At 47.3% G+C, this 16,715-nt stretch carries 19 protein-coding genes; 11 read left to right on the forward strand and 8 right to left on the reverse strand.

The window, feature by feature from the left end; genetic code table 11:
• Positions 1-6 precede the first annotated feature (6 nt).
• From HH196_RS08245 to HH196_RS08255, 3 genes are all read right to left on the reverse strand, one after another.
• Entirely contained in the window at positions 7-756 is a 750-nt protein-coding gene (locus HH196_RS08245; protein ID WP_169451653.1) for an electron transfer flavoprotein subunit beta/FixA family protein, read from the reverse strand.
• A gap of 51 nt (positions 757-807) precedes the next feature.
• On the reverse strand, positions 808-2,436 hold the full coding sequence (locus HH196_RS08250) for an acyl-CoA synthetase (RefSeq protein ID WP_169451654.1): 1,629 nt from the start codon (positions 2,434-2,436) through the stop codon (positions 808-810).
• Between the two features lie 88 nt (positions 2,437-2,524).
• Positions 2,525-3,367: a 3-hydroxyacyl-CoA dehydrogenase family protein gene (locus HH196_RS08255; protein ID WP_169451655.1), complete on the reverse strand. Its 843-nt coding sequence runs from the start codon at positions 3,365-3,367 to the stop codon at positions 2,525-2,527.
• Positions 3,368-3,533: 166 nt separating this feature from the next.
• Here HH196_RS08255 and HH196_RS08260 point away from each other — a divergent pair, with 166 nt between their 5' ends.
• From HH196_RS08260 to HH196_RS08270, 3 genes are all read left to right on the forward strand, one after another.
• Positions 3,534-4,544: an AraC family transcriptional regulator gene (locus tag HH196_RS08260; RefSeq protein ID WP_169451656.1), complete on the forward strand. Its 1,011-nt coding sequence runs from the start codon at positions 3,534-3,536 to the stop codon at positions 4,542-4,544.
• Between the two features lie 102 nt (positions 4,545-4,646).
• Positions 4,647-5,654, forward strand: coding sequence for an MBL fold metallo-hydrolase (locus HH196_RS08265; RefSeq protein WP_169451657.1), 1,008 nt, complete (start codon positions 4,647-4,649; stop codon positions 5,652-5,654).
• A gap of 22 nt (positions 5,655-5,676) precedes the next feature.
• Positions 5,677-6,144, forward strand: a complete 468-nt coding sequence (locus HH196_RS08270) for a MaoC family dehydratase (protein WP_211160769.1) — start codon at positions 5,677-5,679, stop codon at positions 6,142-6,144.
• On the opposite strand, the gene HH196_RS08275 is transcribed toward HH196_RS08270, so the two are convergent.
• The 4 genes from HH196_RS08275 to HH196_RS08290 form a co-directional block, all read right to left on the reverse strand.
• Positions 6,137-6,532: a DUF3429 domain-containing protein gene (locus tag HH196_RS08275; protein WP_169451658.1), complete on the reverse strand. Its 396-nt coding sequence runs from the start codon at positions 6,530-6,532 to the stop codon at positions 6,137-6,139. The two genes, HH196_RS08270 and HH196_RS08275, sit on opposite strands and share 8 nt — an antisense overlap.
• 167 nt (positions 6,533-6,699) lie before the next feature.
• Positions 6,700-7,356 (reverse strand): peroxiredoxin, encoded by a 657-nt coding sequence (locus HH196_RS08280; RefSeq protein WP_169451659.1) that lies wholly within the window; start codon positions 7,354-7,356, stop codon positions 6,700-6,702.
• Positions 7,357-7,491: 135 nt separating this feature from the next.
• The gene (locus HH196_RS08285) at positions 7,492-7,611 is read right to left on the reverse strand and encodes a heme-binding protein (protein ID WP_248276839.1); all 120 of its coding nucleotides are present in this window, start codon (positions 7,609-7,611) and stop codon (positions 7,492-7,494) included.
• 179 nt (positions 7,612-7,790) lie between these two features.
• Complete coding sequence (locus HH196_RS08290) at positions 7,791-8,654, reverse strand: YicC/YloC family endoribonuclease (RefSeq protein WP_169451660.1); 864 nt, start codon at positions 8,652-8,654, stop codon at positions 7,791-7,793.
• 98 nt (positions 8,655-8,752) lie between these two features.
• Here HH196_RS08290 and rph point away from each other — a divergent pair, with 98 nt between their 5' ends.
• A complete protein-coding gene (gene rph, locus HH196_RS08295) occupies positions 8,753-9,523 on the forward strand; it encodes a ribonuclease PH (RefSeq protein ID WP_305791996.1) in 771 nt (256 codons plus the stop codon).
• 53 nt (positions 9,524-9,576) lie between these two features.
• On the opposite strand, the gene HH196_RS08300 is transcribed toward rph, so the two are convergent.
• Positions 9,577-10,350 (reverse strand): exodeoxyribonuclease III, encoded by a 774-nt coding sequence (locus HH196_RS08300; RefSeq protein ID WP_169451661.1) that lies wholly within the window; start codon positions 10,348-10,350, stop codon positions 9,577-9,579.
• Between the two features lie 183 nt (positions 10,351-10,533).
• Here HH196_RS08300 and pyrE point away from each other — a divergent pair, with 183 nt between their 5' ends.
• The 7 genes from pyrE (at position 10,534) to cydX (ending at position 16,708) form a co-directional block, all read left to right on the forward strand.
• Entirely contained in the window at positions 10,534-11,181 is a 648-nt protein-coding gene (gene pyrE, locus HH196_RS08305) for an orotate phosphoribosyltransferase (RefSeq protein WP_169451662.1), read from the forward strand.
• Positions 11,182-11,191: 10 nt separating this feature from the next.
• Positions 11,192-11,962: a molybdate ABC transporter substrate-binding protein gene (modA, locus tag HH196_RS08310; RefSeq protein WP_211160770.1), complete on the forward strand. Its 771-nt coding sequence runs from the start codon at positions 11,192-11,194 to the stop codon at positions 11,960-11,962.
• The gene (modB, locus tag HH196_RS08315; RefSeq protein WP_169451664.1) at positions 11,959-12,651 is read left to right on the forward strand and encodes a molybdate ABC transporter permease subunit; all 693 of its coding nucleotides are present in this window, start codon (positions 11,959-11,961) and stop codon (positions 12,649-12,651) included. The genes modA and modB overlap by 4 nt, the downstream gene beginning before the upstream one ends.
• A complete protein-coding gene (gene modC, locus HH196_RS08320; RefSeq protein WP_211160771.1) occupies positions 12,648-13,730 on the forward strand; it encodes a molybdenum ABC transporter ATP-binding protein in 1,083 nt (360 codons plus the stop codon). Before modB ends, modC begins: the two co-directional genes overlap by 4 nt.
• A 153-nt stretch (positions 13,731-13,883) precedes the next feature.
• The gene (locus HH196_RS08325; protein ID WP_169451665.1) at positions 13,884-15,452 is read left to right on the forward strand and encodes a cytochrome ubiquinol oxidase subunit I; all 1,569 of its coding nucleotides are present in this window, start codon (positions 13,884-13,886) and stop codon (positions 15,450-15,452) included.
• Between the two features lie 2 nt (positions 15,453-15,454).
• A complete protein-coding gene (gene cydB / locus HH196_RS08330) occupies positions 15,455-16,591 on the forward strand; it encodes a cytochrome d ubiquinol oxidase subunit II (protein WP_169451666.1) in 1,137 nt (378 codons plus the stop codon).
• 12 nt (positions 16,592-16,603) lie between these two features.
• Positions 16,604-16,708 (forward strand): cytochrome bd-I oxidase subunit CydX, encoded by a 105-nt coding sequence (cydX, locus tag HH196_RS08335; protein ID WP_169451667.1) that lies wholly within the window; start codon positions 16,604-16,606, stop codon positions 16,706-16,708.
• Positions 16,709-16,715 lie beyond the last annotated feature (7 nt).

A 16,715-nucleotide genomic window follows, 5' to 3' on the forward strand; every position in this document is an offset into this window, starting at 1 on the left:
TCTCCCTTAGATAACCTGTGCTTCGTTACGTAGTTTGTCGAGCAGCGCATCGACAGAATCCACTTTAATACCGCCACTACGCTCTGCTGGAGTCTCAACCGAGATCAACTGCACGCTGTTCGTGAGTTCAACGCCAAGGTCAGCTAGAGTCTTAACCTCTAGTGGCTTACGTTTAGCCTGCATGATTTTCGGTAGTGCCGCGAAGCGTGGCTCGTTTAGACGCAGGTCAGTTGTAATAACTGCAGGAAGATCCATCTCGACAGTTACAAGACCGCCATCCACTTCACGTGTTACCTGGGCTTTACCGTCAGCGATTTTTACTTCAGAAGCGAAAGTCGCCTGTGGCACATCAAGAAGGGCCGCTAGCATCTGACCTGTCTGGTTGTTATCAGAGTCGATCGCCTGTTTACCTAGAAGAAGAATCTCGGCGTTCTCAGACTCGTTCACTTTTGCAAGGATACGAGCAACATCAAGAGAGTTAAGTTTGCCTTCCGCTTCAACCTGGATACCACGATCTGCACCTAGCGCCATTGCGTAACGCATCTGCTCTTGGCAAGACTTGTCGCCAATAGATACAACAACGATCTCAGAAACAATTCCCGCCTCTTTAAGGCGCACAGCCTCTTCAACGGCAATCTCACAAAATGGGTTGATCGACATTTTAGTGTTGGCCAAATCCACATCGCTATTATCAGCTTTAACGCGCACCTTAACGTTGTAGTCAATAACGCGTTTTACTGCGACTAATGCTTTCATGTTAGCTCCTTCAATCCTGGCTACTTGAGCCACCTAATCTAATAATCTGTTTTACAACGCGTTTGCTTGATCACGTAGTACAAACTTCTGAATCTTACCGGTTGACGTTTTTGGTAGTGGACCGAAAACGACATTTTTCGGTACTTTAAAACGTGCCATGTGTTCGCGACAAAACGCGATTACGTCCGCTTCACTCACCTCTGGAGCACCCTCTTTAAGGGTCACAAACGCACAGGGCGTCTCACCCCATTTCTCGTCATTTTTCGCTACAACAGCAGCCTCCTGAATGTGAGGATGCGCATAAAGAACGCCTTCAACTTCGATACTTGAGATGTTCTCACCACCCGAGATAATCACATCTTTAGAGCGGTCTTTAATTTGTACATATCCATCTTCATGCCATACCGCCAAATCACCTGATGCGAACCAGCCGCCTTTGAATGACTTTTCAGTTGTTGATGGATTTTTTAGGTAGCCCTTCATTACGAGGTTACCTCGCATGAATATCTCACCCATAGTCTCGCCATCTTTTGGCACCAGCTCCATGGTTTCAGGATCCATAACAACCATGCCTTCAAGCATTGGAGCACGTACACCCTGACGCGCTTTAAGCACGGCTTTTTCAGCAGCTGTCTTATCATCCCACTCATCATTCCAGGCACAGATTGCACAAGGACCGTAGGTCTCAGTCAATCCATAAACGTGGGTCACATCGAAGCCCATTGCTTCCATGCCGGCTATAACCGCGGCTGGAGGAGCTGCTCCAGCGGTCATAACTTTCACTTTATGATTAATACCCGCTTTCATTGAATCTGGCGCTGAATTGAGCATATTCAACACGATTGGTGCACCACAGAAATAGCCCACATTTTCAGCTTTAATCAGCTCATAAATCTTGTCAGCACGCACGTGACGCAAGCTCACACTAACACCTGCCTGCGCAGCTATAGTCCAAGGGAAACACCAACCGTTACAATGGAACATCGGCAGCGTCCAAAGATAAACGGGGTGCATCTCCATGCTCCATGACAGAGCATTACTAGCCGCATTCAAATAGGCCCCACGATGATGATACACAACACCTTTGGGGTCTCCGGTTGTACCTGAGGTGTAGTTAAGCGTAATCGCGTTCCACTCATCGGTCACAGGCTCACCTGTAAACTCAGCATCACCCGTTGCGATAAATGCTTCGTACTCCATCTCACCGATCATTAAGCCTTCATGGAAACTAGCATCATCAATACCAATGACAAGAGGCTTGTTATCAAGCATACCGAGTGCTGCTGTAGCTAGCTCACCGAACTCTTTATCTACAAGAAATACTTTTGCTTCTGCGTGCTGCAGGATGAAGGCAACTGCTGAAGCGTCCAGACGGGTGTTGATTGAGTTAAGAATTGCACCAGTCATAGGCACACCAAAATGCGCCTCAAAATGTTCCGGAAGGTTAGACGCGATAATCGAAACAGATTCACCCTTCTTGATACCCGCTTTAATGAGTGCACTAGCAAGGCGTCGGCAACGCGTCAAAGTCTCTTTCCACGTACGGCGCACATCACCGTTAACTGTCGCAATTTTATTTGGGTATACAAACGCAGAGCGCTCAAGATAGCTGATCGGGGATAATGCAGTGAAGTTTGCAGCGCATTGATCCAAGTTAGTTTCAAAGGGTGAGGTATGCATTTTATTATTTCCCTTGTTTAGGTCTCATAGAGACTTGGTTAACTTTTTGCTGTTGAGCTTAACTCTGTTTAAGCCTTTCATCACGTGATTAGTCGTAATTATAAAAACCTTCGCCCGTTTTCTTTCCTAGACGACCATCAACGACATATTCACGAAGCAGGGGCGCAGGCAAGTAACGAGCATCTTTCATCTCAACAAACATTAAATCTAGGATACTTAAGCAGGTATCTAAGCCAATCATATCAGCCAGGGCCAGCGGTCCCATTGGAAAGCCAGCACCCAAGGTCATAATTTGATCGACCTGCTCGGGGGTTGCCGTACCCTCTTCGACAACACGAATCGCCTCATTAATAGTTGGCAGTAAAATTCGATTAAGGACGAAAGCTGGACGGTCTTTAACAACAACCGCTGTTTTACCCAACTTCTCAGCCAGTTCGACAACAGCAACTCGTGTAGCCTCCGAAGTGTGCTTGGTTGTAATGACCTCAATTAGCGCCATTAAAGGCACCGGATTCATAAAGTGCACACCCAGCATCCGCTCTGGCTGATCAACCAAAGCTGACAAACGACCAATAGAGATCGATGATGTATTACTCGCCAAGATAGCGGAAGATTTGCAGATACCGTTTAGCGCTTGGAAGATCTTGCGTTTGGTCATCTCATCTTCAGTGGCGGCCTCAACCACCAGATCACAATGAGCTAGAGCATCTAAAGAGACCGAGGATTCAATAAAAGGTAGTGGATTACACTCTACTGGCAGTTTGTTACGCTCTTTTAACTTAGCAACACTCGACGCAGTGCGACTAAGCGCCAACTCCAACTGCTCCGCGGAGATATCGACCAGAACAACTTGGATGCCTGCACACGCCAAAACCTGAGCAATTCCCTGCCCCATCTGGCCCGCACCAATAACTCCAACCTGTTCGATCATGCACCGCTCCTAAGGCTCTAATTGCATACTATCCATTATCTGCTATCACCAACAATCACAAAATGATAAGGCGAGACTATTTATTGATATTTTCGGACATGGATTTGCGATATATTTCATAGTTAATACCTAAGTAGAAGTCTTAAAATAGATTTTCGGCCAGACTATGCAACATTTTGATAACAACAGCATTTCAACGCACTTCGCACTAGGCACGCTTAAATCTGCCGCCAGAATGGGGGTCGATATCGGTCCGCTCCTCAAAGAGGCCAACCTAGACGAGAGGCTTCTTGGAAATCAGAAGTTTCGCTTAACCCCTGCTCAATTCGGTGCGCTAGCTCGCCTCTCATGGGAGCGAGGCGACGATGAATTCATGGCTTGTGCAGAGCGACCTGCGCGATACGGAACATTTAGTCTTTTCGCAAGAGAAGCAGTGCGCGCAGCAAACCTTTTAGAGGTCTACAAACACCTATGCCGTTTCTACCGCTTGGTCAATGAATCACTGACACTGAACCTGAGTATCGAAAGTAATAAGGCGATACTTGAAATGTCACTCTCCAAACCCGAATTGGATCCAGATTTCCTTCTAAGAGATTTTTTACTTTTACTTTGGCACCGCTTCCCAAGCTGGCTTATTGGCCGCAGGATTCATCTATTTGAAGCGCAAATGACAGGCCCTAAACCAGATCATGCAGATGAGTACCGTCTTATTTTCCCCTGCCCGGTTTCTTATGATGCACCCGCTAACCGACTCATATTTGAGTTAGAGGCTTTAAAAGCTCCGATCATTCAAAATCTCGACACACTCCGAGATCATCTGCGCAGTGCACCCCTTCAATGGTTCACCCGACAAGAGTATCTACCGATATTTACGCGACGCGTTCGAGATATCATGGGACAGATGGAGTTTGTCGAAATAGATATGGAGAGTGTCGCACATCAACTCAACATGACAGTTCGCACACTGCGCAGAAAACTTGATGATGAGGGTACTGGCTTTCAGGATATAAAGGATGAGCTCAGACGCGATACAGCTCTACATCTGCTTAACCAATCATCCCTATCTATTCAGAGCATCTCACAACAGCTCGGGTTTTCTGAAACGGCTGCGTTTACTCGCTCGTTTAAAAAGTGGACAGGCCAAACGCCTAGAGCCTTTCGCACAGGCCAGATTTAAGATTTATAGTTAACTTAAAGGAGAGGTCGCACCGGTTGTATTCTCTGGGTAAGATGAGTCAACTTAAACCTACCATCTCGATAAGTGACGACGTTAACAATCATGACAACAGAACAATATGATACCCATACAACTGAGGTAGCTCCTGGAATCATTCAGATTCGCCTACCGCTGCCTTTTGCATTGGACCATATCAATGTCTACCTTATCGAAGATAGCGACGGATGGATTCTTGTTGATACAGGCCTCAAAAGTGAACAATCACAATCAATACTAAAAACCATTTTTGATTCACTCCCTATGGAGATACCATTAAAAGCCGTGATAGCGACACATGCACATGTTGACCATATTGGCGCGGCCGGCTGGATTTGTGAGACTTGGAAAGTGCCCTTATGGGTTACCAAAGCTGAATATGAAGGCATCCAAAACTTTCTTGGGATGGATCCCAAGAATGATTCAGTCTTGGCTGATGAGTTAAACGATTTCTATCACCGTGGAGGTATACCTGAGACAGAGTATGAGTTGATTATTCGTAGTTTGCTCGGTTTTCAACGGGCCTTTCACCCACTCCCTGAAAAGTATCGTTGTCTTGAGGAAGGCACTTTTAGCATCAATGGTGAAACCTGGCACATCCTAATCAATGATGGCCATACTGTTGCGCACGCCAGTCTCTTTAATCAGGACAAAAACATACTGATATCTGGAGACCAAGTGCTAGCTAGAATTAGTTCGAACGTCAGTGTTCGTTTCGGCGAATATAGTGGCAACCCAATTAAATCCTGGATAAAGGGATTGCAAAGACTCAAAGACTTGCCAGCGAATACATTGGTGCTTCCCGCCCATGAAAAGTCGATGACTAATCTTCATGAGCGTGCAGACCAGCTTATTGAGGGGTACCTCGAAAATGCGCATAAAATAATCCACTTCTGCCTAACGCCGAGTACAGCAGAGGAGATTCTGAGGGCTTTATTTCCCAGAGAACTATCACCTTTTGAACACCATTTAGCCTATGGTGAGACAATGGCTTACATAAACTATCAGATAGCAGAATCCAATATTAAAAAGCTGGGTAGTGAGAGTGATATTCCGCTTTATGTGGCGGCCTAAAATAATATTTAAGAGACTTGCGATGCTCTATTTGGATGATTTAAAGATTGGCGATCGATTTATTAGTGAGACGTATGCCATCACCGATGAAAACATTATTGCGTTCGCAGAACACTATGACCCTCAACCCTTTCACTTAAGTGATACTGCCGCGAAAGAGAGTTTTTTTGGTGGGTTAGCCGCAAGTGGCTGGCAGGTTGGCTCAATTACCATGCGTCTCATAGCGCACTCTTTCCCCGTAGCAAGCGGCATTATTGGTGGGGGCGTTGATTTGCGCTGGTTAACCCCTACTAGGCCTGGCGATATATTACATGTTGAGACTGAGATTTTAGAGGTTATTCCATCTAAATCTAAACCAGATCGTGGCGTGGTAAAAATTCATGCGAAAACCATCAATCAGCATGGAGAGACTCGCCAAACATTTGATAGTTCATTATTAGTATTCCGCGCCAGCGCCGGGATAAAAGGTGGCATTTTCGCACCTAGTTAAGATGCGCAATCAACCAAAGATGGCAAAGCGAAACCACTGCAGTTAAGTGGAGTCTAAGTCTACGATAGTCTGGATCTTCAATGGCCGTTCTATCCCAAGCCCACCAAACTAAAAATGCCACCAGACTAACAATCAATCCTAAGTTGATAGGCAGCATTAGGGATAACCACGCAATTAGAGAGGGCAGCATACAGACAGCCAGACGAGCATCAGAAACAAACGCTCGATCCCGCATTGCGACACCCCAATGTATTCCTCCTAAAAATGAAAGAATGACAGCGGAATAGCTCATAAAAGAAGACACGGAACTCACATCCTTAAACTGAAAGGCCAAGCCGACGAAGGGTATCAGCCCAGCATATCCTAGGCGGTGTGCTAATTTAATCACGACAGGTACTCGTTACTTTTAAGTAACATACGCTTTAATGTGATTTCAGGATCCTTTTAGGTTATCTCAATAGGTAAGCAACACAGGTTAAATCTTGCTCTAGAGCGAATGGACAAGTGCTAACAAAAAAGGGAGGCATAGGCCTCCCTTAAATGAACAAGCTAAATCTACTTGCTTGGCTGTTTAGTAGTTCGTAAATAAGGCAGTTTGATGTCAATCTCGCCAAATTTCTCTTTCGCCTGCTCATCGTTTAGGGACAATGCGACGATAACATCCTGACCGCTCACCCAGTTTGCAGGAGTCGCGATTGGTGTCCCATAGGTCGCCTGCAGCGCATCCAGCGCGCGAAGTACTTCAGCAAAGTTTCGACCCACCGACATTGGGTATGTCATTGCAAGCTGGAGCTTCTTATCCGGACTAAAGATAAACACGACCCGCACACTCGCAGAATTAGCAGCGGTACGGCCATCTGGCAGATAAGCATCTGCAGGAAGCATGTCCAAGGCTTTGGATACTCTAAGGTCATCATCTGCGATAATTGGGAAAGTTGCCTTAGCTCCCGCAAATTTTTCGATATCGCATTTCCACTCTATGTGCTCTTCAACACCATCAACAGAGAGCCCAATCACTTTAGTGCCGCGTTTTTCCCACTCTGCGGCAAGTTGAGCTACAGCCCCGAACTCAGTAGTACACACTGGTGTGAAGTCTTTTGGATGACTGAATAAAATTGCCCAACTATCACCAATAAAGTCATGAAGTTTAAAGTCGCCCTGATCAGTTACTAGATCAAGATTTGGTACAACATCATTAATACGCAAAGCCATGGTTATTTCCTCATTCAGTTACAACACTTGTTGTCTTTCAGTGATCTTATATTGGCCTAGAAATTAAATTAGTTGAAATTAATTAAATAAATAATTTTGATAGTTAAAATATAAAATCAAGGATAAGGTTTACCTTTACTGAATTTTAGATCGCCAAAAATCAATACCCGCCTGCGCGCACTCCATGTCCTGCATAGGGGTACCAGAACTCAAGCCAATGCCACCAACCACTTGGCCATCATATTCGATTGGCAAACCAACACCTGTAATCCCCCCATTTTTAACGGGGGGATTACAACACTATTTAGTGATCACTCAGGTCAAATTCGTATAACTATGAGCATACCTTTACAGAAAATACTCATTCACAGCTTAAAGTTCATTACCATCTGATTGAATATGAGACCTAATGGTACTGCGAGGTTTCCATTAAATTATTCGATATTTTGGATCTGCTCCCTCATCTGCTCGATTAAAACCTTAAGCTCCACTGCACCTTGAGTCGTTGAGGTAACGATGGATTTTGAGCCTAGGGTGTTCGCTTCGCGGTTGAGCTCCTGCATCAGGAAATCGAGCCGTCTGCCGATAGGGCCTTTGGCTTTGAGATTGCGGCGCACTTCGGCGATGTGGGTATCTAAACGATCCAGCTCTTCCGCTACATCAGCGCGCTGAGCAAGCAAGACAATCTCCTGCTCTAGACGTTCGGGATCAAGATCTACGCCAAGTTGGGCCACTTTGGTGATCAAGTTTTCACGTTGCTGTTCGATTATCTTGGGCATCTGTTCTCGAACTTGCGCAACAATCTCTGAGATAGAATCCAATCGAGCATTGATCAGAGCAGCAAGCTCCACGCCCTCGCGAGCGCGCCCTTCAATTAGCTGATCTAAAGCCTTATCAAAGAGTTCAAGAGCAACCTGACCAACCATTGCAGGATCAGCGCTAACACTTTGAGTTACGCCTGGATACTGCAGCAGCGCTAGCGGATCGATCTCTTTTACCGATGCGCCAGCCTCTTTAAGTTGGGTGATGGCATTGAGCAACTGACTCAAACGCTCACTATCAACTTGCAGACTCTGCTGCCCAACCTCTTCGTGAAAACGTAATGCACACTCAACCTTACCGCGAGCTAGTTTTTGACGAAGCTTTTCGCGAATGACGCCCTCATGCATACGCATGAAATCGGGAATCTTAAAGTTAGGCTCTAAGAAGCGCTGATTAACGGATTTAAGCTCCCAAACCAATGATCCCCAAGGGTGCTCCGCCTCAACCCGGGCAAAAGCGGTCATACTTTGTGTCATAAACAACTAAACTCGATTAAAATAGATGAAGCTCCCTGAACTATATCAGCCGCGGCACTTTACCTCTATTCGCGGCTCTCTTTATTTAAGGAAAACCTATGTCATCGCCACTCTCTGATCAACTAAAAAACCTTGGCCTCGATGCTATGCGCCCTAGTGGTCGTAAAAACGATCAGATGCGTGAAGTGCGTGTTACACGTAATTTCACTAAACATGCTGAAGGCTCTGTGTTGATTGAGTTTGGTGACACAAAAGTGTTGTGTAATGCCTCCATTACACGTGGCGTACCTCGCTGGCTCCGTGGTTCGGGCTCAGGTTGGGTGACTGCTGAATATGGCATGTTGCCACGCGCCACCAATACACGTACCGATCGTGAAGCCGCACGTGGCAAACAGTCTGGTCGTACCCTAGAGATCCAGCGTCTGATTGGCCGTTCACTTCGTGCTGCTATCAATCTAGACCGTCTAGGTGAGAACACTATCACCGTTGATTGTGATGTCCTGCAAGCGGATGGTGGCACTCGCACAGCGTCGATCACTGGTGCATACATTGCGATGATCGATGCAATCAATGAGCTGAAGAAGGATAAGAATGGCGCGCTTAAGGGTAACCCTATCGTGCGCCAGGTCGCGGCTATCTCGGTTGGCATCTACAAAGGCAATGCCGTGCTAGACCTAGATTACGCAGAAGACTCAACAGCCGAAACAGATATGAATGTCGTGATGACTGAAACCGGTGGATTTGTTGAAGTACAGGGCACTGCTGAGGGCGCTCCCTACTCTCAGGAAGAGCTCAACGCGATGCTTGAGCTTGCTCGCAAAGGGATCAAAGAGCTGACAGCTATCCAAAAAGAGGCGTTAGCAAGCTAAGCGACATCAGATACAAAAAGAGCGCCATTTGGCGCTCTTATTCGTTGGGTCGCTTAAAAGTCGAGATCGTAATCGACAATCAGCGGCGCATGGTCTGAGAATCGCTCGGCCTTGTAAACACCGGCATTTTGAATCGTCTTACGCAGACCTGCAGTTGTAATCTGGTAGTCTAGTCGCGCACCTTCATTAAGCTCACGAGCGCGATTGTAATCGGGCCACCAAGTGTATTGGCGTTCAGATTTATTGCACTCACGCATCGCGTCAACAAAACCCTTCTCAACAAAGAGCTCTTCTGCCCACTCACGCTCTTCAGGTAGGAAACCAGAAACGGTTTGGTTGATGTACCAGTTGCTAAGGTCGACTGGCTTGTGTGCAATATTAAGCGTACCCGCGAAGATGAATTCACGACGCTTACGAAGAGTCTTGTCGAAATGGCCTGCGAAGTTCTCTAGGTACTGCTCTTTAGCCAACTGCGCGTCTTCACCACTCAAACCAGAAGGTACGGAGAAGCTGGCAACACTGAAACGGTCAAAATCGGCCTGAATAAAACGACCCTGTGTATCACACTGCTCAAATCCAAGACCTGTCATGACAGCCTTAGGCAGATGGCGTGTGTAGATAGCGACACCACTGTAGTCATCATCAAAAGCTTCAAAAAAGTAAGCTTCGTAACCTTCAGGATGGTAAATTTCAGCGTCAAGCTGATACTCGCGCGCTTTGATATTCTGGAGACAAACAACATCCGCGTCCTGCTTGGCCATCCACTCGAAGAAGCCATTTTCAGCCGCGTTTTTAATGCCTTGGCAGTTAAAGGTGATCACTCGCATGCGCGGGAGATACTCCGTTTTAATCAGTTATTTTTAGACGAAAGAAGCATTGTAGCTCCAGAGTTATAAAAACGGAATTTTTAACGTCGACTTTCACGCTATTTGGGAGTTCGGCCCGCTTCGGGTATCCTTAGCACCCAATAAACTATTACCGATATATTTCAACTAGAGGTTCCACTCCAGATGCAAAACTACCAGCGCGAATTTATTGAGTTTGCTATTGAAAAAGGCGTACTGAAGTTTGGTCAATTCACTTTGAAGTCCGGCCGTAAAAGCCCTTACTTCTTTAATGCTGGTCTCTTCAATACGGGTGGCGCGCTTGCAAAACTAGGTCGCTTTTATGCCGCAGCCATTGAAGATGCGGGCATTGAGTTTGACGTCATGCTTGGCCCTGCTTATAAAGGCATCCCACTAGCGGCTACCACCGTTGTCGCGATGGCGAACGATTTCGGTAAGGATGTCCCTTACGTATTCAACCGCAAAGAGGCTAAAGACCACGGCGAAGGCGGCAACCTCGTCGGCGCACCTTTGGCTGGCCGTGTCCTAATTATCGATGACGTTATTACAGCTGGCACAGCTATCCGTGAAGTAATGACACTGATCAACGACAACGGCGCGACACCTGCAGCGACCATTATTGCTCTAAACCGTATGGAGCGCGGAACTGGTGAACTCTCTGCAATCCAGGAAGTTGAGCGCGACTACAATATGCAAGTTGCCAGCATCATCTCACTGGATAATCTTGTTGAATATTTGGAAGAACTTGGCGATAAATCAAGCGAACTTGCAGCTATTCGCGCATATCGTGAAGAGTATGGCATCAGCGCTTAAGACATTAAGAGTGTTTAAGATAGCAGGGCTCACCGCCCTGCTTTTTGCGTTTCTATTACCACTGAAATCCTCTGCTGAAACTTTAACAATCTTCGCAGCATCCAGCTTAAAAAACGCGTTAGATGAGATTATTAACGTCTACCAAGCGAACTCTGAAGATCAATTAATCGTCTCCTATGCGGGCTCTTCAGCACTGGCTCGGCAGATTGAGATGGGCGCGCCTGCAGATATATTTATCTCTGCGAACGAAGCTTGGATGGACTATCTGCTAGAGCGCAACATGATCCTTCCTGAAAGTCGTTTCGACCTTGCACACAACACGCTAGTTTTGATTGGTGGACAGGATCAAACGTCTATCGAACTGGAAAATCCGGCGCTTAAACTCTCAGATTATCTTTCCGGAAACTACCTTGCTATGGCACTTACCAACTCTGTCCCTGCAGGTATTTACGGTAAGCAAGCGCTCACTTCCCTAGGCCTGTGGCAGGATGTTGAAACACAGGTCGCGCAGGCTGACAACGTTCGTGCAGCTTTGGCTCTGGTTGCAACAGGTGAAGCACCATTAGGCATTGTTTACAACTCTGATGCAGTGGCAGAGCCAAGAGTAAAAATATTGGCTACATTCCCAGCAGACTCACATGCAACTATCAGATACCCAGCTGCTATCACTGACTTAGGTAACAAGAGCCCAGCAGAAAGGTTTCTGAAATTTTTGCGCTCATCTGCGACTAAAGCGATACTAGAGCGCAACGGTTTTAGTGAAGCAACGGACACTCAGTGAGCGAATGGCTTGGTGCAGCAGAATGGGCTGCGGTAACACTCTCAATCAAGGTGGCACTTTGGGCAACGCTCATTAGCCTCCCCTTTGCTATTGGTGTCGCTTGGCTTCTGGCTCGCCGAGATTTTTTTGGTAAGCAGTTTTTGAATGGCTTAGTTCACCTCCCTCTTATTCTGCCACCTGTTGTAACCGGCTATCTTCTTCTCATCACCTTTGGGACACGTACACCGCTGGGAAGCTTTCTTGCTGAGTGGGGAATCCAGTTCGCTTTTCGCTGGAGTGGTGCTGCTCTCGCCGCCGGAATCATGGCATTCCCACTCATGGTCAGAGCGATCCGTCTCTCTATTGAGGCTATAGATCCGAAACTAGAGCAGGCTGCATCCACTCTTGGCGCTGCAAAACATAGAGTCTTTTTGACCATCTCTCTGCCACTGATGCTCCCGGGTATCATCGCTGGTGCTGTTCTAGCGTTTGCAAAAGCGATGGGTGAGTTTGGTGCCACCATCACCTTTGTCTCGAATATCCCGGGGCAAACGCAAACGCTACCCTCAGCGATCTACGCCTTTTTACAGGTACCAGGGGGTGAGAGCTCTGCGGTGAAACTGGTAATCATTTCAATCTGTATCGCGATGGGTGCCCTTATCGCCTCTGAGATTCTCTCTCGCAGAGTAAGCCGGAGGCTAGGCCAGTGAGTTTGGTTATCAATATTCAGAAGCAGTTTTCTAGCTTTCAGCTCGACGCTCAATTCGAAGTACCCAAGGGTATTACCGCACTATTTGGTAAATCTGGCTCTGGCAAAACATCTATCATTAACACCATTGCGGGTCTTGAAAGGCCTGATCAGGGCGAGATCATCGTTAATGGCCAGACTCTCTTTAACAGTAAAGAGAAGATTTGGGTGCCAGCGCATCAACGCCAGATAGGTTATATCTTTCAAGAGGGCAGACTCTTCCCGCACCTCAGTGTTAAGGAGAATCTTCTCTACGCTAGCAAGGTGACCAGCAAGCCGATGAAGCATCAGCAGTTTGATTACATCATTCAACTGCTTGGTATAGACCACCTGCTTGATCGTCAGCCAGCCCGCCTATCCGGCGGTGAGAAACAGCGCGTGGCAATTGGCCGAGCGCTGCTGAGCAACCCGCAGCTTATTCTTGCTGATGAACCTCTCTCTGCCCTAGATGAGTCACGTAAAGCGGAACTTCTCCCCTACTTTGAACGGTTGCGCGATGAACTAGAGATACCCATTCTCTATGTCACACACTCGGCTCAAGAGGTGCTGCGTTTAGCAGACTATGTTGTGGCTATCGATGATGGACGGGTGACCACGCCAGGGCCAGCGAGGGAAGTGCTTTCCGATAGTCGCATCAACAAGCAGGCTCATCGCGCTATGAGCTCACAATTCAAAGCGTCGGTGGTTGCACACCATCAAGATGGTTTAACAGAATTGGCTGCTAATGGTGTGACCCTATTTACACCTACAGTGAAGGCAGAGGTCGGTAGCCCACTATGTTTGGAGATATTCGGCCACGATATGCTTATTACGAGATTGCGGATTGCAGAGAGTTCAGCTCTAAATCAATTAGCAGGAAAGATTACTTCTGTAACAACGCCCGCACCGAATAGCATCTTCCTAACCCTGGAAACGGCCATTGGTGAATTAACGGCACGCCTCTCTGCACGTGCATTCCAGAAACTTGGTCTGGTAGCAGGTGATAACTGCCACCTGTGTATTCAGGCAATACATCAGTCCAACCGGAACAGTTGCGCTTAAACGACATCAACTGTCGAAATTAATCAAAGCTTATCTAAATTAGATATATATCAATTACCTTTCGCTAATAAACGAGGTAATATCCCTCTGTATTTTTGTGCACTACACACAAACGATCATAGAGATTAATTAACGTCATTGGAGGCATCCTCGATGATTTCAGAATCGGTAGTGGAACTATCACGTTGGCAATTTGCCATCACGGCGATGTACCACTTTCTATTTGTCCCTCTTACCCTAGGTCTCTCATTTCTATTGGCGATCATGGAGTCGGTTTATGTAATGACCGGTAAACAGATCTACCGTGATATGACCAAATTCTGGGGTAAATTGTTCGGTATCAACTTCGCACTGGGTGTAACCACCGGTCTGACAATGGAGTTTCAGTTCGGCACGAACTGGGCCTACTACTCACACTACGTGGGTGATGTCTTTGGTGCGCCTTTGGCTATCGAGGGTCTTGTTGCCTTCTTCCTAGAATCTACCATGATCGGTCTATTCTTCTTCGGCTGGGATCGACTCACCAAGGTTCAACACCTTGCAGTGACTTGGCTGGTTGCAATTGGCTCTAACTTCTCAGCGTTGTGGATTTTGATCGCAAACGGCTGGATGCAGAATCCAGTTGGAGCCTACTTCAACTTCGAAACCATGCGCATGGAGATGGACAGCTTTGCCGAGGTCCTATTCAACCCAGTTGCACAGGTGAAGTTTGTTCACACTGTCTCTGCGGGTTATGTAACGGGCGCTATTTTCGTACTGGCTGTCAGCAGCTACTTCATGCTTCGTAACCGCGACATTCCATTTGCACGCCGCTCATTTGCGATCGCGTCTGCATTCGGTCTTGCATCAGCAATCTCTGTTATCGTGCTAGGTGACGAGTCTGGCTATGAAGTGGGTGAGGTTCAAAAGGTTAAATTGGCGGCAATCGAAGCGGAGTGGGAAACACATCCAGCGCCAGCAGCCTTTACTCTTGTTGGCCTTCCTAACGAAGAGACCATGCATACCGATTACGCAGTTAAGATTCCAGGAGCTCTGGGTCTTATTGCAACGCGTTCTCTGGACGAAGAGGTTATGGGTATTAAGGATCTAGTGGCTCACGCTGAAGATCGCATCCGTAACGGTATTGTGGCTTACGGCCTGCTTGAGAAACTTCGTAACGGTGAAGATACGCCTGAAAACCGTGCTGCATTCTCTGAAGTTAGCGCGGATCTAGGTTACGGCTTGCTGCTTAAGCGCTACACCCAAGCAGTGGTAGATGCGACTGACGAGCAGATCCAGCTCGCTGCACGCGATACTATTCCGCAGGTTGCGCCGATGTTCTGGACCTTCCGTATCATGGTAGGTGCAGGCTTCACGATGCTGCTGCTATTCGTTCTATCTTTCTACTACACCACTAAGCGTAAGGCATACAAAACTCGGTGGTTGCAGTGGTTTGCACTGCTTAGCTTGCCGCTACCTTGGGTAGCGAGTGAAATGGGTTGGTTTGTCGCTGAGTTTGGTCGTCAGCCATGGGCGATTGGTGAAATTCTACCGACCTATGTCGCAACGTCTCACCTCACTGAACTGGATCTGTGGATGAGTATTGGTGGCTTTGTCGGTCTCTACTCACTCTTCCTCGTGATCGAAGTTTATTTGATGGTTAAGTACATCCGCAAAGGCCCTAGCGCGCTTCAAACTGGCCGCTACCACTTTGAACAGAACAGTGCAGAACAAGGAGCTTAATGATGTTTGATTACGAAACTCTCCGACTTGTTTGGTGGCTTCTTGTAGGCGTGCTGCTGATTGGCTTTGCTATCGCTGATGGCATGGACCTAGGCACTGCAATGATGATCCCAGTATTGGGTAAAACTGATACTGAGCGTCGTGTCATTATCAACACCATCGGCCCTCACTGGGACGGCAACCAGGTGTGGCTAATTACAGCCGGCGGAGCCATCTTTGCTGCTTGGCCACTTGTTTACGCAACTGCATTCTCCGGTTTCTACTGGGCAATGTTGTTGGTGCTATTCGCGCTATTCTTCCGTCCAGTTGGATTTGAATACCGCTCGAAGAAGGACAGCGTCGCTTGGCGTCGTAACTGGGACTACGCATTGGCTGTAGGCTCATTTGTACCATCATTGGTATTTGGTGTAGCGTTTGGCAACCTGTTCCTAGGTGTACCTTTCTACTTTGATGAGTTCACGCGTCCAATCTACACAGGCTCTTTCTGGGCTCTGCTTAACCCATTCGCGATTCTATGTGGTTTAGCAAGTGTAGTGATGCTTGCGCTACAAGGTGCTACCTGGTTGCAGATGCGCGCTGGCGGCGAAGTTGAAGGCCGTGCTCAGCGCATGGCGTCACTACTAGGTCCGGTACTTGCAGTGCTTCTAGCTGTAGCGGGTGCTTGGTTGTACTACGGCATTTCAGGTTACGAGATCACCTCTACTGTAGTAGGTGATGCTCCATCTAACCCGCTGAGCAAAACTGTAGCGACAACGGATAACTGGTTTGGCAACTACGCAACCTACCCTATGCTTTGGGCACTGGTTGCAGCGTCAGTTGTACTTCCCCTGCTTACTAGCCTCATGGCAAAAGCTGGCAAGAGCGGTTTTGCATTTACCCTAAGCTCGCTGTCGATCGCATCAATTATTCTGATGACTGGTTTTACGCTCTTCCCGTTTGTGATGCCTTCATCGACAAACTTGGCAAGTGCGCTAACACTTTGGGATGCAACCTCGAGTGAACTGACACTGACAATCATGTTCTGGGTCGCTCTATTCTTCGTGCCAATCATTTTGGGCTACACCTTCTGGGGTTACTACAAAATGTGGCGTCGAATTGAACCTGAGTTCATTGAACAGAACAGCGTTTCAAACTACTAGGAGATTAAGAAGATGTGGTATTTTGCTTGGATCCTTGGCGTACTCCTAGCCTGCAGCTTCGGCATCATCAACGCGATGTGGCTGGATGCTGAGGAAGAACAGCACGCAGAAGATTAATCTGCAC

The organism is Marinobacterium sp. LSUCC0821 (assembly GCF_012848475.1).
Lineage (GTDB): Bacteria > Pseudomonadota > Gammaproteobacteria > Pseudomonadales > Balneatricaceae > Marinobacterium_E.